This is a genomic window from Saccharopolyspora hattusasensis (assembly GCF_050972075.1).
GTDB lineage: Bacteria > Actinomycetota > Actinomycetes > Mycobacteriales > Pseudonocardiaceae > Saccharopolyspora > Saccharopolyspora hattusasensis.
This window is the reverse complement of sequence record NZ_JBPCDC010000001.1, coordinates 1,146,289-1,172,161: the sequence shown is the minus strand read 5'-3', so window position 1 is coordinate 1,172,161 and position 25,873 is coordinate 1,146,289. Positions and strand designations below refer to the sequence as shown.

At 65.4% G+C, this 25,873-nt stretch carries 10 protein-coding genes; 8 read left to right on the top strand and 2 right to left on the bottom strand.

Features of this window, described 5'->3' with window-relative positions; genetic code table 11:
• The first annotated feature begins 86 nt into the window (after positions 1-86).
• Both ACRXBZ_RS05345 and ACRXBZ_RS05340 read left to right on the top strand, forming a co-directional pair.
• Positions 87-917, top strand: a complete 831-nt coding sequence (locus ACRXBZ_RS05345) for a hypothetical protein (RefSeq protein ID WP_433878066.1) — start codon at positions 87-89, stop codon at positions 915-917.
• Entirely contained in the window at positions 917-1,951 is a 1,035-nt protein-coding gene (locus ACRXBZ_RS05340; protein WP_433878065.1) for a hypothetical protein, read from the top strand. Before ACRXBZ_RS05345 ends, ACRXBZ_RS05340 begins: the two co-directional genes overlap by 1 nt.
• A 113-nt stretch (positions 1,952-2,064) precedes the next feature.
• On the opposite strand, the gene ACRXBZ_RS05335 is transcribed toward ACRXBZ_RS05340, so the two are convergent.
• Both ACRXBZ_RS05335 and ACRXBZ_RS05330 read right to left on the bottom strand, forming a co-directional pair.
• Positions 2,065-2,217, bottom strand: a complete 153-nt coding sequence (locus ACRXBZ_RS05335) for a hypothetical protein (protein ID WP_433878064.1) — start codon at positions 2,215-2,217, stop codon at positions 2,065-2,067.
• Between the two features lie 8 nt (positions 2,218-2,225).
• Positions 2,226-2,465 carry an HC3 family zinc finger protein gene (locus ACRXBZ_RS05330; RefSeq protein WP_433878063.1) on the bottom strand — a complete coding sequence of 80 codons (240 nt, stop codon included), beginning with the start codon at positions 2,463-2,465 and terminating at the stop codon, positions 2,226-2,228.
• Positions 2,466-2,910: 445 nt separating this feature from the next.
• Here ACRXBZ_RS05330 and ACRXBZ_RS05325 point away from each other — a divergent pair, with 445 nt between their 5' ends.
• The 6 genes from ACRXBZ_RS05325 to ACRXBZ_RS05305 form a co-directional block, all read left to right on the top strand.
• Complete coding sequence (locus ACRXBZ_RS05325; RefSeq protein ID WP_433878062.1) at positions 2,911-3,801, top strand: Scr1 family TA system antitoxin-like transcriptional regulator; 891 nt, start codon at positions 2,911-2,913, stop codon at positions 3,799-3,801.
• An 18-nt stretch (positions 3,802-3,819) separates the two neighbouring features.
• Entirely contained in the window at positions 3,820-4,200 is a 381-nt protein-coding gene (locus ACRXBZ_RS05320) for a DUF397 domain-containing protein (protein ID WP_433878061.1), read from the top strand.
• Positions 4,201-4,702: 502 nt separating this feature from the next.
• Positions 4,703-4,960, top strand: a complete 258-nt coding sequence (locus ACRXBZ_RS42145) for a toxin glutamine deamidase domain-containing protein (protein WP_490885421.1) — start codon at positions 4,703-4,705, stop codon at positions 4,958-4,960.
• Between the two features lie 586 nt (positions 4,961-5,546).
• Positions 5,547-23,909, top strand: a complete 18,363-nt coding sequence (locus ACRXBZ_RS05315) for a DUF8616 domain-containing protein (protein WP_433878060.1) — start codon at positions 5,547-5,549, stop codon at positions 23,907-23,909.
• The gene (locus ACRXBZ_RS05310) at positions 23,872-25,338 is read left to right on the top strand and encodes a DUF8616 domain-containing protein (protein ID WP_433878059.1); all 1,467 of its coding nucleotides are present in this window, start codon (positions 23,872-23,874) and stop codon (positions 25,336-25,338) included. Before ACRXBZ_RS05315 ends, ACRXBZ_RS05310 begins: the two co-directional genes overlap by 38 nt.
• 10 nt (positions 25,339-25,348) lie before the next feature.
• Positions 25,349-25,873 (top strand): hypothetical protein (locus ACRXBZ_RS05305; RefSeq protein ID WP_433878058.1); only part of this gene is annotated, 525 nt, incomplete at its 3' end.

Here is a 25,873-nt window from a genome sequence, read left to right as displayed (position 1 = left end):
AGGACGATCGGCTCGAGTTCCGGGTGTGGGCTGGGGACGCGGGTGAGCTGACCAGGAATCCGGCGTTGTGGCAGGTGCGGGCGGAGTTGAGCGCGGCGATCATGCTGGCCGGCACCGATCCGGCGATCTACCGGGAGCTGGATCGGCTGATGGGTGATCCGGATCTGCTGGGTTATGACGACCAGACGAGGGATGAGGGGGCCTGGCTGGAGAAGCTGGTGGAGTTCCTGGAGTTGTTGCCGCTGAGCGAGGCCGGGCAGGCGCAGGTGGTGCAGCTTTTCGCCTGGACACGCCCGTGGAAGCTCAGTGATGTCGAAGCCGGCTATCCGGCGCTGTTCGTGAGCCTGCCCGAACGGTCGTTGCTGTTCCCGGCCCCGGGTGCGTCGAAGGCGCAGGTCGTCGCCAAGGCGTACTCGTACCAGTTGTACAAGGACGCGAGCCTCGTCGTGGCCCGGATGACGTCAGACCGTTCCGGGATTCCTCTCCCGAATGGGGAGGTGATCGATCTTCGGCTGTTCGCCCGTTTGCTTCAGACGTACTACCTCGGATACGGATCGTACAGCGAAGAAACGTGGACTTTGCTGGCGATTCCCCGCGCCTCCGGAGCGCTGCTGGCAGAGGTGCTGAGGTCCGTTAAGGGACCGGTATTGGCGACTATGTCGGACGTGTACAGAACCCCGGACGGGCGTCTGCTCACCGGCGTCTACGAACGGCTTAAGGATGGTCACGTTCGATTCCGTCCCGCCAGAGAGGGCTGGATCGAGTTCACCAAAAACAAGGACGATCCCAGCCAGATTGACAGCCGGAGTACCGGTAAGGCTGATGTGGGGGATGCGTTGATGGAATCCAGTACCAGACTTTATGACAAACCCGCGGAGGTTTATCGGTACTGGCCCACACGTGGATCGGGGTCGTGATGTTTGATGAGCCGGGGGTGGTGCCCGGGGAGGGACGGAACGTGTCCGTTGGTGATGAGCGCTTGGTAGGGCTGCATGGTGTGTTGCTCGGTCTTGCCGGCCGGGTGTCGGATGAGTTTCTTGCGACGGCTCGGCAGGTGTTGGCGGAGGGCGGGATCGGCCGGGTTGCTGAGTCGGTGTGTCAGGAGTTGGCTGCTGGTGGTGTGGCGCTGACTTTGCGGCAGATGGGTGTGCTGGCCGGGTTTTTGGCCGATTCCGCGACCTCGATGTTCAGCCGTATCCCGACCGGTGATGAGCAGCGGGTTCTGGCGTGGCATTTCACCGGCTCGCCGGCCGGTTCTGCGGGTGTCGATGAGGTGGCGGTGGCTGGGTTGGTGGCGGTGTTGTCGGAGACCGCTGGTGTTCGGGGGTTGTGGTGTGCGTGGCGTGTCCCGATCAGTGGTCAGGGCCCGTGGTTGCCGGTGTATGTGGTGGAGGCTGGAAGTGGTGTCGATTTGGTGGGGTTGACGGGTCGGCTTCAGCGGGCGCTGGCGGTGGCCGGTTCCGGTGTGCCGCGGGTGGAGGTGGTGGCTTCTGGTGGTGAGGTGCCGGTGTATCAGCGGGCGGCGCGGTCTTACGGCCGGTTGGTGTGGGCGGCGACAGAGCCTGCCGGGTTGCGTTTGGCGCGTGCCTTCGATGGTGTCTATGAGGCCGGGGAGCCGGTGTTCGAGGAGGATCACCCGCGGCTGCTCGATGCGGTGGAGCGGGACCGGGTGCTGGACTATCTCCGTGCCGGCACCGTGGTTCTGGATACGGATTCCACAATGGACGATGTGGTGGATCGGTCACGGGGGTCTGTGGTGCCGGTGAGTTTCCGTTCCGATGGGGTGTGGATCTGGCCGGACATCGTCTGTTACTACCTCGAGCAGCACGGGTTGGCGCCCGACGAGGAGTTGCTGGCCCACATCCGCACCGCCGACCACCCTCCTGCTCCCTTGGACGCGGTGACCACGCACCGTGTCGTGGAATTTCTGTCCGGCTCGCGGGAGGTGTAGTCCTTGTCGTTGGGGGGTGCGGCCGGGCGGTGTGTCGGGGGGCGTCCACTCCGCCCGGCCGCGCGGCTCGATGCCGCCGCGAGTAGGGGAGGTCGCGGCATCGGGCCGGGTCTTCAGAGCGCGCGAAGGCGCTGGATGATTCGTTCTTTGAGTTCGTGGTCGATGCGGGCCCGGAGGGGTGACTCGGTGAACCGCCAGAGGTGGTTGTCGGTGGTCGGGGTGTTGTCGGGTTCGGGGTCGGCTGGGGTGCCGTCGGGCCAGCGCATGGGGGAGGTCACCGTGGCCAGCCTTTCATTGCTTTGAGCAGCGTGTTGCAGTCCTGGCAGGTCTTGGCGTGAATCCAGTCCATTTCGGATGGATTGGCCAGGGCGAAGGTGTTGCCGCAGAACGCTTCGTCGGCTGTGCCGGTGTCCAGGCGGGTGCCGGCGAAAGCGTGCCGCACGAGTCCGTAGGTGCTGGACTCGTCTGGCACTGGTAGCCAGAAGTAGCGCTGTTGTGGCTGGGGCTGGGACATGGAGGCTCCGGTGTTCGGGGTTTGGAGGGGTGGCGGGCGGCGCGCGGAGCCCGAGGGGCGCGCGGTGTCGGGGTACACCGCTCGGTCTCGACGCTGCGCCGCCCGCCTCATATGCCCGGCCCGTCCTGTCGGGAGGACACGGAACGGCCCGGGCGGGTCTCACAGAGGCTGGAAGCCGTTGCTTAAAGCAGCATTTCGCCCGATTGGGTGCGGATGCACCGGCGTGTCGAACATGGGCATATCCCGCTCCTTTATAAGGTGTGTCGATCTTGTCGAGATCTGGATCACGCTGGCCTGTTGATCTAAGCTTGATCCAAGCAAGTTAAATAATCAAGTCGTAGACACCCATCCGATCGAGTGGCTGTGGGGCGGTACCCTTTGTGGCGAAGGGAGGTATCGCCTCGCTCGGCAACGCCGCTCGTCAATCACAGAAGAGGCAGAGCAGATGCCCGCAACCGTTCGCACGGCCAAGAAGCTGCTGCTTGGGCGCGAGATCGCCCACATGATCCAGAAGGCGGACTCGTCGCAGGCCGAGGCTGCCAAACTCATTGAGACGAGTCAGCCGCGCATTGCCAGCCTGATCAGTGGCGCGAGCAGCATCAGCCCCGGCGACCTCGTGCTTCTGGCGTCGAAGCTTGGCTTCACCGATGAGGGCTATCTGGAAGCACTGCGCGACCTGCGTAGGGACAACCACAAGCGAGGCTTCTGGACCACCGGCCACAACCGCGCGTACTCCGAGGACATCCGGCTACGAGTTGACCTGGAGAAGCACGCTGATCAAATCCGTGCAGTTGAGGTCGAGGTCGTACCGGGGCTACTGCAGTGCGAGGCGTACGTCCGGGCGATGCATGCCGATCAGCCCGAGATCAACGGCGTGACGCTGGAAGATCGCATCCAGGGCAGGCTGGCGCGGCAGGACATCCTCGACAGGGACGAGCCGCCGCTGGTCCAGTTCGTGCTGTCGGAATCATGTGTCCGGCGAGTATGGGGCGACAAGTCGGTCATTCGCGAGCAGATCGACCACCTCATCAAACTCAGCAACCGGCCGAACGTGCACCTACAGATCATGCCGTTCGACCGCCCGGCCGGTCGACGATCGCCGATTTCGAGTCCGTTCGTGTTGATCCGTGTGCCTTCGCCCGGCGCGGCCGGGCCATTGGAACTGGCATACGTCGAGGGTGAAATCGAGATCCGGTACGTCGATGACAAGAAGGCGCTCAAAGCGTATGAGGCGGCGTGGGCACGTCTCGCGAACGCTGCTCTGACGTTCGCGGAGACTCGGCGGTTCCTGAAGAGCGTTACTGCCGACTCCGCACGATCGTCCCCATCCAAGTAACATCGAAGGAGATTGCCGATGAACACAGCTCCCTCGTTTACCTTCGCGGAGACGGAATTCCGGAAGGCCAGCAAAAGCCGCCCTGATAAGGATTGCGTGTGTGTCGCCCGCCGGGATGGTTGGGTCGAGCTGCGTGACGACAAGACGGTGTTCGGTGGGCCGGATGACCATCGGCTGGTGTTCACTGCCGAGGAGTTCGATGCGTTCTTAGCCGGTGCTCGTGAGGGCTGCGCCGAGGGGCTGTGCTTGGAGGTCACTCGCCGCGATGCGGACGGTATGTACGTGTTCCGCCGTCGCGGCTGGGCAGCCGTCGAGTTGGTGTTCACCGATGCCGAACTGCTGGCGTTCCAGGATGGCGTCATCAACCACGAATTCGACGCAATCGCCTACACCGCATAGGTTTTCCATCACACGGAAGGGCCCGTCACCACGCGGTGACGGGCCCTTCACGGTCGAGAAGGTTGTGGGCATGTGCGGGAGGTCACTCAGTGGTGCCCGCGCACACTCATTGAGCGGGTAGGAGAGTCTTGCACTCAGGGGCTCGCCGATCGAGTTCCGGTGTGCCTTGGTTGACGCCCAGCTCCTGGAGGAGTTGTGTGGTTGGCGGGCTCGTTCCCGGAAGTTCCGGGCCGAGCCCTTTCTGATCTGTTGATCAAAGATGTCGCCGTTGCGGCTCCGTCGCTGCCTATCGGCGATGTCTCTATGGTGCGCGGGAAGCTCCGGTGGTCTGGGCGGGCATGTGGTGCGGTGCTCTTCGGGTAAGGGGTTTGGAGGCTGGGTAGATGGGCTCATACTGCGCTGGAGATGGTCTGGCGGGTGAGTGGCGGAGCGGCATGAACGAGCTCGCGGAGCGGGCGCGTTCCTGGTTGCACGACACCTATTGAGCGTGTGGTGTTGAGGGGTGAGGAGGCGGCCCTCTCGGCGGGTCAACGCACGTAACTGTGTGATCGCGACGGGTGCCGCGGTGAATTGCCGGCTTGCCTCGGCGCTGCCGTGGGATCCGGCCGGCGAGACGCCGGGCTGGTGGGATCGGATGCTGGCGGCGTATTTCCCCGGTGCGGAGGTTGTGACGTGCGCTACGTGGGGCGGATGCGGCCGGGACCGTTGTGGACGGGGGTGTGGGGACCCGGGCCGTGGTGTGGTTGCGTCGTCAGCTTAACCGGGCGTGAACTGGCTGGTGACCTGCTGTATGCGGTTATGTGGATCACGCTGTGGCCTTTCTCGACGGTCTACGCGGGACTGTCGCCGAGCGGAATGACGCCGAGGTGGCTGTGCTTGTGGTGGCGCGTTTCCGCTGCCGGCAAGATGATTCCGTCGGCGGGCTGCTGCCGTCGGAGGTCGCGGCGGACGAATACGCTGGGGCTGTTGAAAAGGTGGAGGCGTGGTTGGTGTACCGCTGTGACGGCGAGGTGGGCTTGTCGAGTTCCGTGTCATGCGCTTTGGCTCGTTAGTACGAATACGTGTTGTAGTTCCCCCGTTCGCTCGTGAGCGTGTCCGCCCGCAAGTGATAGCTTTATGGATTTGAGTGGAGTGGTGCATGTTCTTGCTGGAAGGAGCCATGTTCTCGTTGTGAGGGGCGTGTTGTGGTTCGGGTGCCGGGCGGCTGAGGCCGCCCGGCTACTGGGTTTTGGTGCGTCACCGCGCTCGCGGGTCACAGGGCTGGTTACCGGCGGGGCGGAAGGGCTGCTTGCCGCGTATATCGTTGCTGGCTTGGGTTGTGGTGGCGTTGGGGCGGGGTGGGTGTGATGTTTTCGTCGATCATGGTGCCGGAGGGGGTGCGGCGGCTTTTTCAGGTGTTGACCGGTGAGGATATGACGGATGCGGATGAGGGTGCGTTATTCGCGGTGGCGGATGCGTTGGAGTCGGGTGCGGCGGAGCTGGGTGAGGTGAGGGGGTTGGTGGCGGAGTTGGTGGGGAAGGTGCGGACGGAGTTTTCGGGGAGGGCGGCGGACCGGTTCGCGGACGGGTTGGGGATTTTTGATGGGTTGTTGTCCTCGGGTCAGGCGGGGTTACTGGATTTAGCGGTGTTCGTGCGGACGACGTCGCAGCAGGTGCGGTATCTGAAGTTGATGACGATTTATAGCCTGCAATTGCTGTGGATAGAGATGGCGTGGGCGATGCAGTTCGCGGGGGCGACCGGTGGTGCGTCGCTGTTGTGGCTGGCGGCGCGGATGGCGGTGATGCGGCTTCGGTTGACGACGTGGTGGGGGCAGTTGTTCACGCGGTTGGCGATGATGGCGGCTGGTGGTGTGGTCTTCAACGTGCTGCCGGATGTGCCGGCCCAGCTGACGATGCTGGGTGAGAAATCGGCTCAGAAGTGGGATAGGACGCTGACCGAGCAGGCGGCGGGGATGGGGGCGTTCTCGGCGTTGGTGGCGCTGCCGATGTCGGCGGTAGGCGGTCTGGTCAGCAACACGTTGACGAAGGTGCTGGTGAAGGGCCTGGGCGATGACGTGGACGCGGCGATCCTGGAGGCGGCGGTGAAGAAAGCGGTGGCCGAGCACGCGGAGTTGTATCCGGTGTCGGCGATGGCGAAGTTCGCGGACGCGGTGGGCAAGAGCCTGGATAACTATGCGGGGATGCAGGTGGGGACGATGTGGTTGGTGAAGATGGGCAGCGGGTTCGGGGACGCGGTGGCGGGTTCGTTGTCGGAGTTTTTCGGGGAAGCGTTGTATCAGTTGTTGCAGGGTGGGCCGTTGACGTGGAACCCGTATTCGTTGTCGGCGGGTGGGTTCGAGACGGTGTTCAGCGGTCTGGGCACTCTGGCGGGTTTGGCGTTGCGGGGCAAGCTGCACCCGGAAGGCCCGAGCCCGTACCTCGAGGGCACCGGCCGGGGGGACGGCGGCAGCGGCGATGGTGGCGGGTCCGGTGGGGAGAAGACCCCGCTGCCGGGGGCAGGGTCCGGGTCGCAGACAGGGGACATCCCTGGCTCCCCAGACAAAGACAGCACGTTCATCCCATCCGATGCCTCGCAATCGGATGGCTCGCAATCGGATGGTTCGCGATCGGATGGCTGGGCCGGCTCGGATTCCGGGGCCGGCTCGGATTCCTCGAGTGTGTCTGATGTGGACTCTGTGTTCTCGGATACCGGGTCGGTGGATTCGGCTGCGGTGTCGGTGTCTTCTGGTGATGGCCTGGTGGTGCCCGGTTCCGCTGTGGTGTCTGCCGTTGTTGTGGGCGGTACAGACGGTAAGGACGGTAAGGACGGCACGGACGGCACGGACGGTAAGCGGGGTGCCGATGGCGGTGTGCCGGGCGGGACCCCGGTTCGTGATGTTCCGGTGGTGCCCGGTTCCGGGCAGCACCGGCCGGGCACACCACCACCGGCATATTCCGGTGGGGTACCGGGTGTTGACCCGGACCGGCCGGGCACACCGCCGCCGCCGTACAGTCCGGATCCCGGTGACGATCAGGCCGTGCCCGGAAAGCGGCCGCTGGAGGTGTCTGCCTCGAAGACACCAGACCCCCCGACGGTGACCCCACATGCTTCTGATGTGCCTGCGGATCCCTCGCGCCCGGAGGCTGTCGGGTCCGGGTCTGTCGTGGGCCCCGGTGGTGTGCCTGCGGATCCCTCGCGCCCGGAGGCTGTCGGGTCCGGGTCTGCTGCGGACTCCGGCGGTCGTGTGCCTGGGGGGCATCCGGGGTCGCCGGGTGGGGTGACCGGCCGCGATGGGGACCCCGGTGTGGACTCGGTTGCGGGGCGTGGGGATTCGCATCGCCAAGATGAGGCGGTGGTGTCGCCGGATTCGGTGACGCTGCCGGGGGAGGGGTCGCAGGCGGCGCCGTCTCTGCATCGGGATCCGGCGGCGGTGCTGGCGGGCTTGCCGGCGGACACGGTGCGGGTGCCGGTGTCCGCGGAGGTGGTTGCTGGTGGCAGGTTGGTGGAGTTCGTGCAGGGTGCCGCGGGTTCCACGGGCGGGCCGGTGCTGCTGGTGTCCGACAGCGATCCGGACGCGGGTGTGGTGGTGCCATCGGGTCAGGGGCCGGCACTGGCGCGGGATTTGGGCCGCAACGTTGTCGCGATGATGCCGGGACAGGCCGGGCGCGAGCCGCGGTTCATGGTGTTCCCCGCGGATGGTTCTCGTCCCAAGCCGCTGGCCGGGCCTGGTGCCGGGGTGCTGGCCGGCGGGCGGAGTGGGGGCGTGGCCGGTCTGGCGGACGCCTCGGCAACGTTCCCGGCCGCCGCCGGTGGCAAGACGGTGGCCGGGGGTGAGGCATCGGCTACCGGGACGGGGTCTGTCCAGGAGAGGTCGGTGGCTGGGGAGGTACAGCCCGCGGCGGTCACGCCCGGTGCCGGGGCGGGCACGGTGCGGGATACCAGTCGGATACCGGTGGGGCAGTGGACGCAGGAGGAACTGAACCACGCGATCGACCAGGCGCAGAAGCTGGACCTGTCCAGCGACGAAAAGGAGACGGCGGGGCAGATTGTGTGGCTCGCGCATGACGTCGCGGGGTTGGCTCGTGGGGATGCTGTCGTGCCGCTGGAGGATGTGGTGGCGCTGGTCGCCGCCAAGCGCCGCGATCTCGGCGAGGATCACCAGGATCACCAGGTGGTGGAGTTTTCCCGGGATCTGGCGGACAGGCTGGGTACGCGGCGCAGCGAACCGGTCATCCACGCCGGAGCCGGTCCGGCGGAACACACCGCGGACGGCGGTCCGTCGGGATCTTCGTCGGATGCGCGCAATGTGGAGGGACACCCGGCCCAGGTGACCAAGAAGCGGCAGGGCAATCGAAGACGGAAGCCGACCGAGACGGTTGAGCAAAGGCTTGAAAGGCGGAGGAAAAGTTCCAACCAGCGTCGGGCCGACAAGACGGCGGCGCGGCGTGCGGAGATTGCGGAGTTGGAGGTGTCGCTGCAGCGGGCTCAGGCTGAACTGGCTTCGTTGGAGGAGTCGCCGGGGTGGGCGGATGCGGCGGATGCGGATTTGCGGACGCAGCGGGAGAATCGGCTGGAGGAGCTGCCGCAGAGTATCGCGTCAATGCAGAAGAAGCTCGACCTGCGTGAGGCGGAGGATAAGCGTTTGCGTGTCCTTCACGCGGAACGCGTTCGTAAGTGGAGGGAGAATCAGCGTAAGTCGCGGGCTGCGCGGTTGGGCGCGGGAGGGGCTTCGTCTGCTGGTGAGTCCGCTAGGGTAGCGGGGCGGTCCGGGGAGTCTTCTGCGGCGGCCAAGCTGAGTGCGTTGATCGCTGAAGCGAACGCTGGGCTGGACAGCATGCGCGAGCAGGAGCTACCAGTAGACCAACTGATAGATGCAGTGAAGCCGCACATGGAAGCTCTTGAGGGCCATAACGGTCTCCGGGATGTAATGGCATATCACATGCTGAAAAATCCGGGGAATCAAGTGGACCCCCGGGAGTTCGAGCGAAAACTACATGGGTTGAAGGCGGTGCGGGACTGGGATGAGTGGTACGAGCGGGACGCGATACGGTTGGATAAGTGGGCCGGGATCGTGGGTCGTGATGCTGTGGACAGGTTGTTGGCTAATGCGGACGGGGTCTTGGGGCCGCTAAGTGTGTCGTTGCGGTTCCGGACTGTGCTGGCGAAGTGGTTGGGTGAGCATCCGGGTGACCGTCGTGGTGCTCAGGCGGTGCGCGGGATAATGGCCGGTTACCTGGCCGGTGACCCTGACCTTGGCGTGGCGGTCAGTGGTTTGACTCCCGACGAGTTCGAGACGGCGAAAGCGGAAGAGGCGCGTTGGCAGGCAGTTCGTGCTGCGAACCCGGCGGAGGCTGATGCCCCGATGGTGCGCGGGGTCGCTGATGATCTAGCGCTGGACGTTATTTCCCGGATTAGCTCGATACAACACAAATTCGAGAAGGCCGGTCAGGAGTTGCGGAAGTGGACCCACGCCGCCGAAGATCAAGAAGCCGTGGACCTTTTGCGTGCTCAGGCGAACCAGGCCTTGGGGCCTCTTAAGGAGTCGGAGCCCTTCCGGGATGTGATGGCACACGAGTTGCTGATGAGGCGGAATAACCTGCGGGATGATCAGCAGTTGCAGCAGTTGATGACGAACCCACAGGACGATCCGCAGTTGCGGCAGTTGCGGTGGGAACTGGCCCGTTACCTGGCTGGTGACCTGACCGGCGGTGCGGAACCGCATACGGCCGACAACTTGCTTTCCGCCGGGATGGGGCCGTTGCCTGAAAACAAACAATCTAAAGCAAACCTGATGCATTGGCGCCGCCTGACGATTGGCAAGGCGCTGAGCGGGTTGCAAGACGATAAGGCTGTCAACGAGGTGCTGCGAAATGCGGCACTTGAGGACCTGCGTCGCGGGACATACACTGCCAGTTTGGGGAAGCGGTTCTACAGATCTCAGGATTCTTGGGGCGCCAGTGTTCTTGCGATCCGCGATTTGCAAGATGCGGTGGAGTCTCTGCGGCAGATTTTGGAGGAGGAGGAAAACGCTGCCCTGCGGGACGAATATGAAACCAAGATCGCGGAGTGGTTGGCTATAAGAGGAGATTTAACCGCGATCCGCAGCCGGGCAATGGAAGTCGAGGCTGCCGTTCGCCGAGCGAACGCGAACCGGGAATTGCGGAAGATTTTCGATAAAGCAGGCGGCACGTTAGCGCAGCTGTACGTACCGCCTGGTCAAAATCATGATTTGGTCGGTGAGGTCTACCGGCACTTCGTGGAAATAATACCGGATGATGATCACGAATTGTGGGATGCGATCGCGCATCGGCTGCTGACGAATGCAGATCAGGAGGATCGGATAGGGGATGCGCAGCGGTTCCTGGAGCAACTGAAGCATCTGAGGCTCGAGGCATCGCCCGTGATTGAGGGCGCGGAGCCGGAGCCGGGGCCGGTTAGGGACATGCAGCCGGAGTCCACCGCGGGTGTGTCGGGAAATGCGGCGACCGATGACGCCGAGAGTGTCGTCGGCGAGAGAGAACAGCTCGAGAGGGAACACGCGGGCACACCAGGACCAAGCGGGAACGCGACTGCGCAAAACGAGAAGAGTAATGCAAGAAAGAGGGAGCAGTGGCATCGCAAGAGAGTGGAGAAGGCTGCGCGGGTTGCGGAGTTGGAGGCGTTTCTGAAGCGGGCTAACTCTCGTCAGGCTTCGTTGGCGGCGTCGCAGGAGTTGGATGCGGCTAAGCTGAGGCAGTGGGGGGAGCTGCAGCAGAAGGAACAGGATGCGCAGGCGGAGCTGCAGAAGATCGCGGACGACCAGACGGCCGAGAAAGCAAAGCATGTAGATGCTCAGAAAAGGTACATGGAAAGGAAGAAGCAGAAGGTTGCGGATGCGGAGGCGTCGCTGGCGGCGGCTCGGGCTGGCCTAGCTAAGTTGGAGGAGTTGCCGGGGTTTACGGAGGTTCTGCAGGCGGATCCGGATACGTTGCCGGAGTCCCATAAGAAGTCCCGGAGGAAGTGGGAGGCGTTGAAGCGGGCTGAAGCGGCGGCGCAGAAGGTGCTGCAGAAAGGTGAGCGGATGCGCAATCAGGATGCCGCACGAAAGCGTAAGTCCAAGGACCGCTATAAGGATGAGTGGGCGCAGGAGAGTAAGTCGCTGAGGGAGCTCATGGCTCGGCAGGCGAAGTTGGAGGCGTTGACGGCGCCTAACGAGACTCGGGGGGAGGAGTTGGCGGAGTTGGCGGGGTTGCCGGGGCGTATCGCGGAGGTGCAAGCAAAGTTGCCCGCGATTGCGAAACTGGAGGCGGACCGGAAGGCAAAGAATTCGAAAGACGTGCGTAAGGCCCGCAGGAAGGCGAATCCGTTGGGGGAGGAGGTGCAGGGGAGTATCGCGGACGTGGAGGCGGAGTTGGCCGCGATTGCGAACGACGATATGGGGAGCGGCGCAACGGCCAGGGGAAACGGGGGTGCGGATCGGGAGGCGCCGGCTGGGGTTGTTGAGTTGGTGGGGTTGGTTGGGCGTGTGGAGGGGCATTTGTCGGTGTTGTCGGCGGATTTCCGTCCGGATTTGCGTGTCCAGGTTGAGGAAGCGTGGGCGATGGTGAAGAAGGGAAGCTGGACCCGGGCGGATCCGCCCGCGATTGATTCGAAGCTGGCGGAGATGCGGGAGCTCGAGCGGTGGTTGAGTGAGGTTGTCAGGTCGTCTGGGGTTGTTGAGTTGGTGGGGTTGGTTGGTCGTGTGGAGGGGCATTTGTCGGTGTTGCCGTCGGATTTCCGTCCGGATGTGCGTGCCATGGTCGTGCAAGCGAGGGCGATGGCGCGGCAGGGGAGGACCCCGGAGGATCGGATGCTGGCGGGGATGCGGAAGGTCGAGCGGTGGTTGGCCGAGGTTGTCAGGTCGTCTGGGGTTGTTGAGTTCGTGGGGTTGGTTGGGCGTGTGGAGGGGCATTTGTCGGTGTTGCCGTCGGATTTCCGTCCGGATGTGCGTGCCGGGGTCGTGCAAGCGAAGGCGATGGCGCAGAAGGGGAACTGGACCCCGGAGGAGCTGCTCTTGATTGACTCGCAACTGGAGCGGATGCGGGATCTCGAGCAGTGGTTGCGTCTGGAGCCGGTTGTGTTCGAAGTTGATCCCGGCGTGGTGAAGTTGGCCAGCGGTTTGCGGGGTGTGCAGGTGGTGGGTGTGCATGTGACGCCGGATGGGTGGGCGGAGTTGGCGGATGGCGTTTTTGAAACGCCTGAGGACTTCGCGGCGCGGGTGCTGAGGGACGCGCGTTTTGTGCCGGGTGTGCCGGTGGCGTTTTTGGCTTGTGGTGCGTTGCGGCAGCCGCCGGGAGGAGAGGACTCGTTTGCGAAACGGTTCGCGGACGCGGCGGGTGTGGAGTGGATGTGGACCACCGAGTCCGACGTGTGGCAGACCGCTGATGCTGCGATTCACGCTACGGAAACGGTTGCGACGCAGGATGGTCGTATTTTTCCGGTGTTTGACAATGGCAAGGGAACCGGCCAGTGGTACCTCCGTTCTCGCGATGGCAAGTTGGAGGCGCATGGTTCGGAGTTGCGGGCGGCGGTCAACGCTCGGCAGGCGGCGTTGAAGGCGTTGCCGGAGCTGCGCGGCAGGGAGGTGGATGCGCATGGTTCGGAGTTGCGGACGGCGGTCAACGGCACGCTGGCGCCGAGTTATGCGCAAGGAGCACCCCCGGCCCCGGTGTTCAGGTGGGCGGGCACACCAGGACCAAGCCGGACCAGCAGTGCGGGAAACGAGGAAAGGAAGGCAAGAAGGAGGGAGCAGTGGCATCGCAAGAAAGCGGCGAAGGCTGCGCGGGTTGCGGAGTTGGAGGCGGTTTTGAAGCGGCCTAACTCTAACTCTGTTCAGGCTTCGTTGGCGGCGTCGCAGGAGTTGGACGCGGCTGAGCTGCAGCAGAAAGTACAGGATGCGCGGGAAGAGCTGCAGAGGATCACGGACGACCAGACGGCCGAGAAGGCAAAGCGTGCAGGTGTTGACAGAAGCTACGAGGAAAGGAAGAAGCAGAAGGTTGCGGATGCGGAGGAGTCGCTGGCGGCGGCTCGGGCTGGCCTAGCTGAGTTGGAGGAGTTGCCGGGGTTTACGGAGGTTCTGCAGGCGGATCCGGATACGTTGCCGGAGTCCCATAAGGAGTCCCGGAGTGAGTGGGAGGCGTTGAAGCGGGCTGAAGCGGCTGCGCAGGAGGTGCTGCAGAAATATAAGCGGATGCGCAACCAGAAGAACGCAAACGCCCGTAAGCACAAGGACCGCTATAAGGAAGACTGGGCGCAGGAGAGTAAGTCGCTGAGGGAGCTCATGGCTCGGCAGGCGAAGTTGGAGACGTTGACGGCGCGTAACGAGACTCGGGGGGAGGAGTTGGAGGAGTTGGAGGGGTTGCCGGGGCGTATCGCGGAGGTGCAAGCAAAGTTGCCCGCGATTGCGAAACTGGAGGCGGACCGGAAGGCAAAGAATGCGGAAAGGGAGAAGAAGAATAGGGCCCGCAAGAAGGCGTATACGTTGCTGGCGACGTTCAAGACTCAGCGGGCGAAGTTGGTGGAGTCGGTTGACGTTCACGGGGCAGAGTGGGCGAAGGTGCAGGGGAGTATCGCGGCCGTGGAGGCGGAGTTGGCCGCGATTGAGAACGACGATATGGGGAGCGGCGCAACGGCCAGGCGAAACGAGGGTGCGGATCGGGAGACGCCGGCTGGGGTTGTTGAGTTGGTGGGGTTGGTTGGGCGGTTGGAGGGGCATTTGTCGGTGTTGCCGGCGGATTTCCGTCCGGATGTGCGTGCCATGGTCGTGCAAGCGAGGGCGATGGCGCAGCAGGGGAGGACCCCGGAGGATCGGATGCTGGCGGGGATGCGGAAGGTCGAGCGGTGGTTGGCCGAGGTTGTCAGGTCGTCTGGGGTTGTTGAGTTCGTGGGGTTGGTTGGTCGTGTGGAGGGGCATTTGTCGGTGTTGCCGGCGGATTTCCGTCCGGATGTGCGTGCCGGGGTCGTGCAAGCGAAGGCGATGGCGCAAAAGGGGAACTGGACCCCGGAGGAGCTGCTCTTGATTGACTCGCAACTGGAGCGGATGCGGGATCTCGAGCGGTGGTTGAGTCTGGAGCCGGCGGTGTTCGGGGGCAAAAATGATGATCTCGGGTCGGTTGCGCCGGTGGTGGAGTTGGCCAGCGGTTTGCGGGGTGTGCAGGTGGTGGGTGTGCATGTGACGCCGGATACCGCTACCGCACCGGCCCCGGCCCCCGCTACCGCACCGGCCCCGGGCCCGGGCCCGGCCGCGCTGCCCGCGGTCTGGACACCCCACACCGGCGATGAGCACGCAGCCGGGCTGCTGCCCAAGGTCCGTGGCCACTTGGTGGTCGGGCTGACCGCCTCCGGCGGCACCCTCACCGTGCCCGAGCTGTCCGCGCGGATCGAGCGGCTACCGGGCTGGGCCAGACGGCCGATCGTGCTGGTGGGAACTGAGGGAACGCTGGAGCTCTCCGATGCGGCCGGGCTGCGTGACACCCTCGGTGTCGACGTGATCGCGGCTGATCACGAGGTCTGGCATGTCATCGACGGCCGAGTGGTCACCGGCAATTTGTCTTTCGTTCGCGGTGGGGCGCCGACCTGGAGCGAACGGGCCGAAGCGATACTCGGCGGTGAGGTCCGCTCCGCCACCGCCGGGCACTGGCACCTGCTGGCGGCCGCGGGCGGCACCCGCCGGCTTCCCGGCGCGGACCTCGTCGCAGCACTGGCCAGTACCGGCACCCCGGCACAAGCGGGAACCGCGCCACGATCCGACTTCCGCTGGGGCGCACGCAGCGCGCCGGTAAGTCTGGCCATCCACGGGGCCACCGACACCGCCGACTACACCACCTGGACCCGCTCGTCGTATCACGCCGCCACCCGCCCAGAGGGCAGCAAACCACTACTGGTCCTCGGGCACGACGACACCATCATCCCCAACACCGAGGTCACCACCCGGCGCGACCGTAGCGGCGCGGACGTGCTGGCACGGGTCAACCGGGGCCGGGGCCCGAAATGGATGCTGCACCGCGCCGACGGCAGCCGGCCCCGACCGGTCGATCCCCCCACCGAGGTGACCCCCACCCCACGACCGCAACCCCTGCTGTTCGCCGGCCCCGAGGATTCCCCCGAGACGATCGCACAGGCTGCACGGTCGGCACCCCACCTGCCGGCGGACATCCAACCCGTCGGTGTGCATGTGACGCCCGGTGGGCTGGCGGTGCTGCCCGATGGCCGGGAGGTGACGCCCGAAGTCTTCGCCGACGAGGTGCGACAAGACCCGCGCTTCCTCCCGGGGCTGACCATCGCGCTGCTGGGCTGCGCCGCCAACCGAGAACCAGAGCCGGGCCAACCCACGTTCGCGCAGCGGCTCGCCCGAGCACTGCGCCAACACATGTGGACAACAACCGACGATGTGGTTCAAACCACGGACAAGCGTGTGCACGCCACCCAGGTCACGGTCGCCGGGGACGGCACGTTGCTGCCGCGGTTCAAAGACGGGCAGGGCACCGGCCACTGGGACCTGCTAGACCCCGAAGGCCAACCAGAGCGGACGGCCGGACCGGACCTGGCTGCCGCGGTCACACCGGACGACACCGCCCCGCCGCGCTACACCGACGGAACCCACCCCACCCCGGTGATCAGGTGGATGGGTCGCAAGCGAAAGGCCGCCGCCGGCCCGGGTGGTGCGGGGGCCTCTGGGCCCTCTGGGCAGCAGGATGCTGAGGCGGGGAAGGTGAAGCGGGTTCGGCGGCCCGGGATTCCTCCGGAGGAGTTGGGTGGGTGGGTTGTGCGGGCTAAAACGGAGGGAAAGGCCGAGTCGGTTGAGGAAGGACTGGAATGGGTGCAGGGACAGGGGTTCGGGGTTAAGAGTAAAGCTTGGCTGGATGCGTGGCGTGCTGAGGGCGGGAACGAGAAGCGGGCCCGGCGGCCCGGGATTCCTCGGGAGGAGTTGGGTGGGTGGGTGGTGCGGGCTCAAACGGAGGGAGGGGCCAAGACGGCTGAGGAAGGACTGGAATGGGTGCGTGGAAAGGGGGTCGGGGTTGACAGAAACGCTTGGCTGGATGCGTGGCGTGCTGAGGGCGGGAACGAGAAGCGGGCCCGGCGGCCCGGGATTCCTCGGGAGGAGTTGGGTCGGTGGGTTGTGCGGGCTCAAACGGAGGGAGGGGCCAAGACGGCTGAGGAAGGACTGAAATGGGTGCAGGGACGGGGGCTCGGGGTTGGGACAAACGCTTGGCTGGAGGCGTGGCGTCGTGGGGTTTTGGGTGACTGGTCTGCTGTTTTTGAGGATGAGGATCCATTCCCGTGGGGGTGGGTTGACGGTGTTGGTGAGGGGGATGTTGCTGGCGATCTGGGTTTGTTGCCGGTGGATTGGGGGAGATTTGCTGAGGTGCAGGGTTGGCTGGAGGTCGAGGTGGCGAGGTTGAAGTGGGAGGCTGCGCAGCTGGTGAGTTCGTTTTTGTTCGCTCCGGGGTTTGTGGGTGTGAGGCCGCCGGAGCGGGTGGTGTTTGATTTGGTGGTGGATCAGGTTGCGGTGACGTTGCATCAGGCGCGGCAGGATGGTGTGTCCGAGCCGGTTGCGGCGGCGCGGACGCATGCTGAAGTGCTGGCGGAGAAGGTGCGGGATGCGGGTCTGGCGGGTGCGCCGGATTGGGGGCGTACTGCCTGGCCGTCGGAGCGTGGTGTTGGGGATGTGTCGTCGGTTGTGGGTGGTGCGGGGCAGCGCGAGCCGTTGGGTGGGTCTTCGCAGCGGGGGGCGGGGCAGGTGTATCCGGGGCGAGCTATAGATGCGGGAGGGGCCGGGACCGCTCAGGACGGAAGCCGGCCGTGGCCGGTTGAGCTGCCCATGGAGGTGACTCCCGCGTCACGACCGCAACCGCTGCTGTTCGCCGGGCCCGGTGATTCCGTCGAGACGATCGCGCAGGCCGAGCGGTCGGTACCCGTTTTACCGGGCACTCAGATCGTTGGTGTGCATGTGACGCCCGGTGGGTTGGCGGTGTTGCGTGATGGCCGGGAGGTGTCACCCGAAGTCTTCGCCGACGAGGTGCGGCAAGACCTGCGTTTTGTCCCGGGACTGACCATCGCGCTGCTGGGATGCGCCGCCAATCGACTACGAGAGCCGGGCCAGTTCACGTTCGCGCAGCGGTTCGCGCGTGCGCTGTGCGCATGGGTGTGGACAACAATCGACGATGTGGTTCAAACCATGGACAAGCGTGTGCATGCCACCCTGGTCACGGTCGCGGGGGATGGCACGTTGTTGCCGCGGTTCGAAAACGGGCTGGGTATCGGCCACTGGGAGTTGCTGGGCTCCGAGGGCGAATCACTGTGGAGGTCGGGGCCGGACCTGGGTGCCGCGGTCACGCTGGATGGCACCGCGCCGCCGGTCTATCCCGACGGAACCCATCCGACCCCGGTGATCAGGTGGATGGGTCGCAAGCGAAAGGCCGCCGGCCTGGGTGGTGCGGTGGCCTCTGGGCAGCAGGATGCTGAGGCGGGGCGGGTGAAGCGGGTCCGGCGGCCCGGGATCCCTCCGGAGGAGCTGGGTGGGTGGGTTGTGCGGGCTCAAACGGAGGGAGGCGCCGAGACGGCTGAGGAAGGACTGAAATGGGTGAATGGACAGGAGTTCGGGGTTGACAGAACCGCTTGGCTGGATGCGTGGCGTGCTGAGGGCGGGAAGGAGAAGCAGGTCCGGCGGCCCGGGATCCCTCGGGAGGAGTTGCCTCGGTGGGTTGTGCGGGCTCAAACGGAGGGAAAGGCCAAGACGGCTAAGGAAGGACGGGAATGGGTGAATGGACAGGGGTTCGGGGTTAACGCAAACGCTTGGGAGGATGCGTGGCGTGCTGAGGGCGGGAAGGCGAAGCGGGTTCATCGGCCCGGGATTCCTCGGGAGGAGTTGGGTCGGTGGGTTGTGCGGGCTCAAACGGAGGGAGGGGCCAAGACGGTTGAGGAAGGACTGAAATGGGTGCGTGGACAGGGGCTCGGGGTTGGGACAAACGCTTGGCGGAAGGCGTGGCGTCGTGGGGTTTTGGGTGACTGGTCTGCTGTTTTTGAGGATGAGGATCCATTCCCGTGGGAGTGGTTTGACGGTGTTGGTGGGGGGGATGTTGCTGGCGATCTGGGTTTGTTGCCGGTGGATTGGGGGAGATTTGCTGAGGTGCAGGGTTGGCCGGAGGTTGAGGTGGCGAGGTTGAAGTGGGAGGCTGCGCAGCTGGTGAGTTCGTTTTTGTTCGCTCCGGGGTTTGTGGGTGTGAGGCCGCCGGAGCGGGTGGTGTTTGATTTGGTGGTGGATCAGGTTGCGGTGACGTTGCATCAGGCACGGCAGGACGGTGTGTCCGAGCCGGTTGCGGCGGCGCGGACGCATGCTGAAGTGCTGGCGGAGAAGGTGCGGGATGCGGGTCTGGCGGGTGCGCCGGATTGGGGGCGTACTGCCTGGCCGTCGGAGCGTGGTGTTGGGGATGTGTCGTCGGTTGTGGGTGGTGTGGTGGCTTTTGGGCAGCAGGATGCTGATGCGGGAGGGGCCGGGACCGTTCAGGACGGAAGCCGGCCGTGGCCGGTTGAGCTGCCCATGGAGGTGACTCCCGCGTCACGACCGCAACCGTTGCTGTTCGCCGGGCCCGGTGATTCCGTCGAGACGATCGCGCAGGCCGAGCGGTCGGTACCCGTTTTACCGGGCACTCAGATCGTCGGTGTGCATGTGACGCCCGGTGGGTTGGCGGTGTTGCGTGATGGCCGGGAGGTGTCACCCGAAGTCTTCGCCGACGAGGTGCGGCAAGACCCGCGTTTTGTCCCGGGACTGACCATCGCGCTGCTGGGATGCGCCGCCAATCGACTAGGAGAGCCGGGCCAGTTCACGTTCGCGCAGCGGTTCGCGCGTGCGCTGTGCGCATGGGTGTGGACAACAATCGACGATGTGGTTCAAACCAGGGACAAGCGTGTGCATGCCACCCTGGTCACGGTCGCGGGGGATGGCACGTTGTTGCCGCGGTTCGAAAACGGGCTGGGTATCGGCCACTGGGAGTTGCTGGGCTCCGAGGGCGAATCACTGTGGACGGCCGGGCCGGACCTGGGTGCCGCGGTCACGCTGGATGGCACCGCGCTGCCGCCCGACACCGACGGAACCCATCCGACCCCGGTGATCAGGTGGATGGGTCGCAAGCGAAAGGCCGCCGCCGGCCTGGGTGGTGCGGTGGCCTCTGGGCAGCAGGATGCTGAGGCGGGGAAGGTGAAGCGGGTCCGGCGGCCCGGGATCCCTCCGGAGGAGTTGGGTGGGTGGGTGGTGCGGGCGCAAACGGAGGGAGGGGCCAAGACGGCTGCGGAAGGACGGGAATGGGTGCAGGGACAGGGGTTCGGGGCGGGGAAAAATGTTTGGCTGGATGCGTGGCGTGCTGAGGGCGGGAAGGAGAAGCAGGTTCAGAGGCCCGGGATTCCTCGGGAGGAGTTGCCTCGGTGGGTGGTGCGGGCTCAAACGGAGGGAGGGGCCAAGACGGCTGAGGAAGGACTGAAATGGGTGCAGGGACAGGGGGTCGGGGTTGACTCAAACGCTTGGGGGGATGCGTGGCGTGCTGAGGGCGGGAAGGCGAAGCGGGTTCAGAGGCCCGGGATTCCTCGGGAGGAGTTGGGTGGGTGGGTTGTGCGGGCTCAAACGGAGGGAGGGGCCAAGACGGCTGAGGAAGGACTGAAATGGGTGCGTGGACAGGGGCTCGGGGTTGGGACAAACGCTTGGCGGGAGGCGTGGCGTCGTGGGGTTTTGGGTGACTGGTCTGCTGTTTTTGAGGATGAGGATCCATTCCCGTGGGAGTGGTTTGACGGTGTTGGTGAGGGGGATGTTGCTGGCGATCTGGGTTTGTTGCCGGTGGATTGGGGGAGATTTGCTGAGGTGCAGGGTTGGCCGGAGGTTGAGGTGGCGAGGTTGAAGTGGGAGGCTGCGCAGCTGGTGAGTTCGTACTTGTTCGCTCCGAGGTTTGTGGGTGTGAGGCCGCCGGAGCGGGTGGTGTTTGATTTGGTGGTGGATCAGGTTGCGGTGACGTTGCATCAGGCACGGCAGGACGGTGTGTCCGAGCTAGAGGCGGTTGCGGCGGCGCGGACGCATGCGGAAGTGCTGGCGGAGAAGGTGCGGGATGCGGGTCTGGCGGGTGCGCCGGATTGGGGCCGTACTGCCCGGCCGTCGGAGCGTGGTGTTGGGGATGTGTCGTCGGCTGTGGGTGGTGTGGTGGCTTTTGGGCAGCAGGATGCTGATGCGGGAGGGGCCGGGACCGTTCAGGACGGAAGCCGGCCGTGGCCGGTTGAGCTGCCCATGGAGGTGACTCCCGCGTCACGACCGCAACCGTTGCTGTTCGCCGGGCCCGGTGATTCCGTCGAGACGATCGCGCAGGCCGAGCGGTCGGTACCCGTTTTACCGGGCACTCAGATCGTTGGTGTGCATGTGACGCCCGGTGGGTTGGCGGTGTTGCGTGATGGCCGGGAGGTGTCACCCGAAGTCTTCGCCGACGAGGTGCGACAAGACCCGCGTTTTGTCCCGGGACTGACCATCGCGCTGCTGGGATGCGCCGCCAATCGACTAGGAGAGCCGGGCCAGTTCACGTTCGCGCAGCGGTTCGCGCGTGCGCTGTGCGCATGGGTGTGGACAACAATCGACGATGTGGTTCAAACCATGGACAAGCGTGTGCATGCCACCCTGGTCACGGTCGCGGGGGATGGCACGTTGTTGCCGCGGTTCGAAAACGGGCTGGGTATCGGCCACTGGGAGTTGCTGGGCTCCGAGGGCGAATCACTGTGGAGGTCGGGGCCGGACCTGGGTGCCGCGGTCACGCTGGATGGCACCGCGCCGCCGCCCGACACCGACGGAACCCATCCGACCCCGGTGATCAGGTGGATGGGTCGCAAGCGAAAGGCCGCCGCCGGCCTGGGTGGTGCGGCGGCCTCTGGGCAGCAGGATGCTGAGGCGGGGCGGGTGAAGCGGGTCCGGCGGCCCGGGATCCCTCCGGAGGAGTTGGGTGGGTGGGTTGTGCGGGCGCAAACGGAGGGAGGGGCCAAGACGGCTGCGGAAGGACGGGAATGGGTGCAGGGACAGGGGTTCGGGGCGGGGAAAAATGTTTGGCTGGATGCGTGGCGTGCTGAGGGCGGGAAGGAGAAGCAGGTTCATCGGCCCGGGATTCCTCCGGAGGAGTTGCCTCGGTGGGTGGTGCGGGCTCAAACGGAGGGAGGGGCCAAGACGGCTGCGGAAGGACGGGAATGGGTGCAGGGACAGGGGTTCGGGGTTGACACAAAAGCTTGGCTGGATGCGTGGCGTGCTGAGGGCGGGAAGGAGAAGCAGGCCCGGCGGCCCGGGATTCCTCGGGAGGAGTTGGGTGGGTGGGTTGTGCGGGCTCAAACGGAGGGAGGGGCCGAGACGGCTGCGGAAGGACGGGAATGGGTGCAGGGACAGGGGGTCGGGGTTGAGAGAACCGCTTGGCTGGATGCGTGGCGTGCTGAGGGCGGGAAGGAGAAGCAGGTTCATCGGCCCGGGATTCCTCCGGAGGAATTGCCTCGGTGGGTGGTGCGGGCTCAAACGGAGGGAAAGGCCAAGTCGGCTGCGGCAGGATTGAAATGGGTGCGTGGAAAGGGGTTCGGGGTTGACTCAAACGCTTGGCTGGATGCGTGGCGTGCTGAGGGCGGGAAGGAGAAGCAGGTTCATCGGCCCGGGATCCCTCCGGAGGAGTTGCCTCGGTGGGTTGTGCGGGCTCAAACGGAGGGAAAGGCCAAGACGACTGCGGAAGGACTGAAATGGGTGCAGGGACAGGGGGTCGGGGTTAACAGAAACGCTTGGCAGGATGCGTGGCGTGCTGAGGGCGGGAAGGAGAAGCGGGTTCAGGTTCGGCGGCCCGGGATTCCTCGGGAGGAGTTGGGTCGGTGGGTTGTGCGGGCTCAAACGGAGGGAGGGGCCAAGACGGCTGCGGAAGGACTGAAATGGGTGCGTGGACAGGGGCTCGGGGTTGGGACAAACGCTTGGCTGGAGGCGTGGCGTCGTGGGGTTTTGGGTGACTGGTCTGCTGTTTTTGAGGATGAGGATCCATTCCCGTGGGAGTGGTTTGACGGTGTTGGTGAGGGGGATGTCGCTGGTGATCTGGGTTTGTTGGCGGTGGATTGGGGGAGATTTGCTGAGGTGCAGGGTTGGCTGGAGGTTGAGGTGGCGAGGTTGAAGTGGGAGGCTGCGCAGCTGGTGAGTTCGTATTTGTTCGCTCCGGGGTTTGTGGGTGTGAGGCCGCCGGAGCGGGTGGTGTTTGATTTGGTGGTGGATCAGGTTGCGGTGACGTTGCATCAGGCACGGCAGGACGGTGTGTCCGAGCTAGAGGCGGTTGCGGCGGCGCGGACGCATGCGGAAGTGCTGGCGGAGAAGGTGCGGGATGCGGGTCTGGCGGGTGCGCCGGATTGGGGCCGTACTGCCCGGCCGTCGGAGCGTGGTGTTGGGGATGTGTCGTCGGCTGTGGGTGGTGTGGTGGCTTTTGGGCAGCAGGATGCTGATGCGGGAGGGGTCGGGACCGTTCAGGACGGAAGCCGGCCGTGGCCGGTTGAGCTGCCCGTGGAGGTGACTCCCGCGTCACGACCGCAACCGTTGCTGTTCGCCGGGCCCGGTGATTCTGTCGAGACGATCGCGCAGGCCGCCGAGTCGGTACCCGTTTTACCGGGCACTCAGATCGTCGGTGTGCATGTGACGCCCGGTGGGTTGGCGGTGTTGCGTGATGGCCGGGAGGTGTCACCCGAAGTCTTCGCCGACGAGGTGCGACAAGACCCGCGTTTTGTCCCGGGACTGACCATCGCGCTGCTGGGATGTGCCGCCAATCGACTAGGAGAGCCGGGCCAGTTCACGTTCGCGCAGCGGTTCGCGCGTGCGCTGTGCGCATGGGTGTGGACAACAATCGACGATGTGGTTCAAACCATGGACAAGCGTGTGCATGCCACCCTGGTCACGGTCGCGGGGGATGGCACGTTGTTGCCGCGGTTCGAAAACGGGCTGGGTATCGGCCACTGGGACCTGCTGGGCTCCGAGGGCGAATCACTGTGGACGGCCGGGCCGGACCTGGGTGCCGCGGTCACGCTGGATGGCACCGCGCCGCCGCCCTACACCGACGGAACCCATCCGACCCCGGTGATCAGGTGGATGGGTCGCAAGCGAAAGGCCGCCGCCGGCCCGGGTGGTGCGGTGGCCTCTGGGCAGCAGGATGCTGAGGCGGGGAAGGTGAAGCGGGTCCGGCGGCCCGGGATCCCTCCGGAGGAGCTGGGTCGGTGGGTTGTGCGGGCTCAAACGGAGGGAGGCGCCGAGACGGCTGAGGAAGGACTGAAATGGGTGAATGGACAGGGGTTCGGGGTTGACAGAAACGCTTGGCTGGAGGCGTGGCGTGCTGAGGGCGGGAAGGAGAAGCAGGTTCAGAGGCCCGGGATCCCTCGGGAGGAGTTGCCTCGGTGGGTTGTGCGGGCTCAAACGGAGGGAGGGGCCAAGACGGCTGAGGAAGGACTGAAATGGGTGCAGGGAAAGGGGTTCGGGGTTGACACAAAAGCTTGGCTGGATGCGTGGCGTGCTGAGGGCGGGAAGGAGAAGCAGGTTCAGAGGCCCGGGATTCCTCGGGAGGAGTTGGGTGGGTGGGTTGTGCGGGCTCAAACGGAGGGAGGGGCCAAGACGGCTGCGGCAGGACTGAAATGGGTGCAGGGAAAGGGGTTCGGGGTTGACACAAAACGCTTGGCTGGATGCGTGGCGTGCTGAGGGCGGGAAGGAGAAGCAGGTTCAGAGGCCCGGGATTCCTCGGGAGGAGTTGGGTCGGTGGGTGGTGCGGGCTCAAACGGAGGGAGGGGCCAAGACGGCTGCGGAAGGACTGAAATGGGTGCGGGGACGGGGGCTCGGGGTTGGGACAAACGCTTGGCGGAAGGCGTGGCGTCGTGGGGTTTTGGGTGACTGGTCTGCTGTTTTTGAGGATGAGGATCCATTCCCGTGGGAGTGGGTTGACGGTGTTGGTGAGGGGGATGTTGCTGGCGATCTGGGTTTGTTGCCGGTGGATTGGGGGAGATTTGCTGAGGTGCAGGGTTGGCTGGAGGTCGAGGTGGCAAGGTTGAAGTGGGAGGCTGCGCAGCTGGTGAGTTCGTATTTGTTCGCTCCGAGGTTTGTGGGTGTGAGGCCGCCGGAGCGGGTGGTGTTTGATTTGGTGGTGGATCAGGTTGCGGTGACGTTGCATCAGGCGCGGCAGGACGGTGTGTCCGAGCTAGAGGCGGTCGCGGCGGCGCGGACGCATGCTGAAATGCTGGCGGAGAAGGTGCGGGATGCGGGTCTGGCGGGTGCGCCGGATTGGGGGCGTACTGCCTGGCCGTCGGAGCGTGGTGTTGGGGATGTGTCGTCGGTTGTGGGTGGTGCGGGGCAGCGCGAGCCGTTGGGTGGGTCTTCGCAGCGGGGGGCGGGGCAGGTGTATCCGGGGCGAGCTATAGATGCGGGAGGGGTCGGGACCGTTCAGGACGGAAGCCGGCCGTGGCTGGTTGAGCTGCCCATGGAGGTGACTCCCGCGTCACGACCGCAACCGTTGCTGTTCGCCGGGCCCGGTGATTCTGTCGAGACGATCGCGCAGGCCGAGCGGTCGGTACCCGTTTTACCGGGCACTCAGATCGTTGGTGTGCATGTGACGCCCGGTGGGTTGGCGGTGTTGCGTGATGGCCGGGAGGTGTCACCCGAAGTCTTCGCCGACGAGGTGCGGCAAGACCCGTGTTTCGTCCCGGGACTGACCATCGCGCTGCTGGGATGCGCCGCCAATCGACTAGGAGAGCCGGGCCAGTTCACGTTCGCGCAGCGGTTCGCGCGTGCGCTGTGCGCATGGGTGTGGACAACAATCGACGATGTGGTTCAAACCATGGACAAGCGTGTGCATGCCACCCTGGTCACGGTCGCGGGGGATGGCACGTTGTTGCCGCGGTTCGAAAACGGGCTGGGTATCGGCCACTGGGAGTTGCTGGGCTCCGAGGGCGAATCACTGTGGACGGCCGGGGCCGGACCTGGGTGCCGCGGTCACGCTGGATGGCACCGCGCCGCCGCCCGACCCCGACGGAACCCATCCGACCCCGGTGATCAGGTGGATGGGTCGCAAGCGAAAGGCCGCCGCCGGCCTGGGTGGTGCGGCGGCCTCTGGGCCCTCTGGGCAGCAGGATGCTGAGGCGGGGCGGGTGAAGCGGGTCCGGCGGCCCGGGATCCCTCGGGAGGAGCTGGGTGGGTGGGTTGTGCGGGCTCAAACGGAGGGAAAGGCCAAGACGGCTGAGGAAGGACTGAAATGGGTGCGTGGAAAGGGGTTCGGGGTTGACACAAACGCTTGGCAGGATGCGTGGCGTGCTGAGGGCGGGAAGGAGAAGCAGGTTCATCGGCCCGGGATTCCTCGGGAGGAGTTGGGTGGGTGGGTTGTGCGGGCTCAAACGGAGGGAGGGGCCAAGACGGCTGAGGAAGGACTGAAATGGGTGCAGGGAAAGGGGTTCGGGGTTGACACAAAAGCTTGGCTGGATGCGTGGCGTGCTGAGGGCGGGAAGGAGAAGCAGGTTCATCGGCCCGGGATTCCTCGGGAGGAGTTGGGTCGGTGGGTGGTGCGGGCTCAAACGGAGGGAGGGGCCAAGACGACTGCGGAAGGACTGGAATGGGTGCGTGGAAAGGGGGGCGGGGTTGACTCAAACGCTTGGCAGGATGCGTGGCGTGCTGAGGGC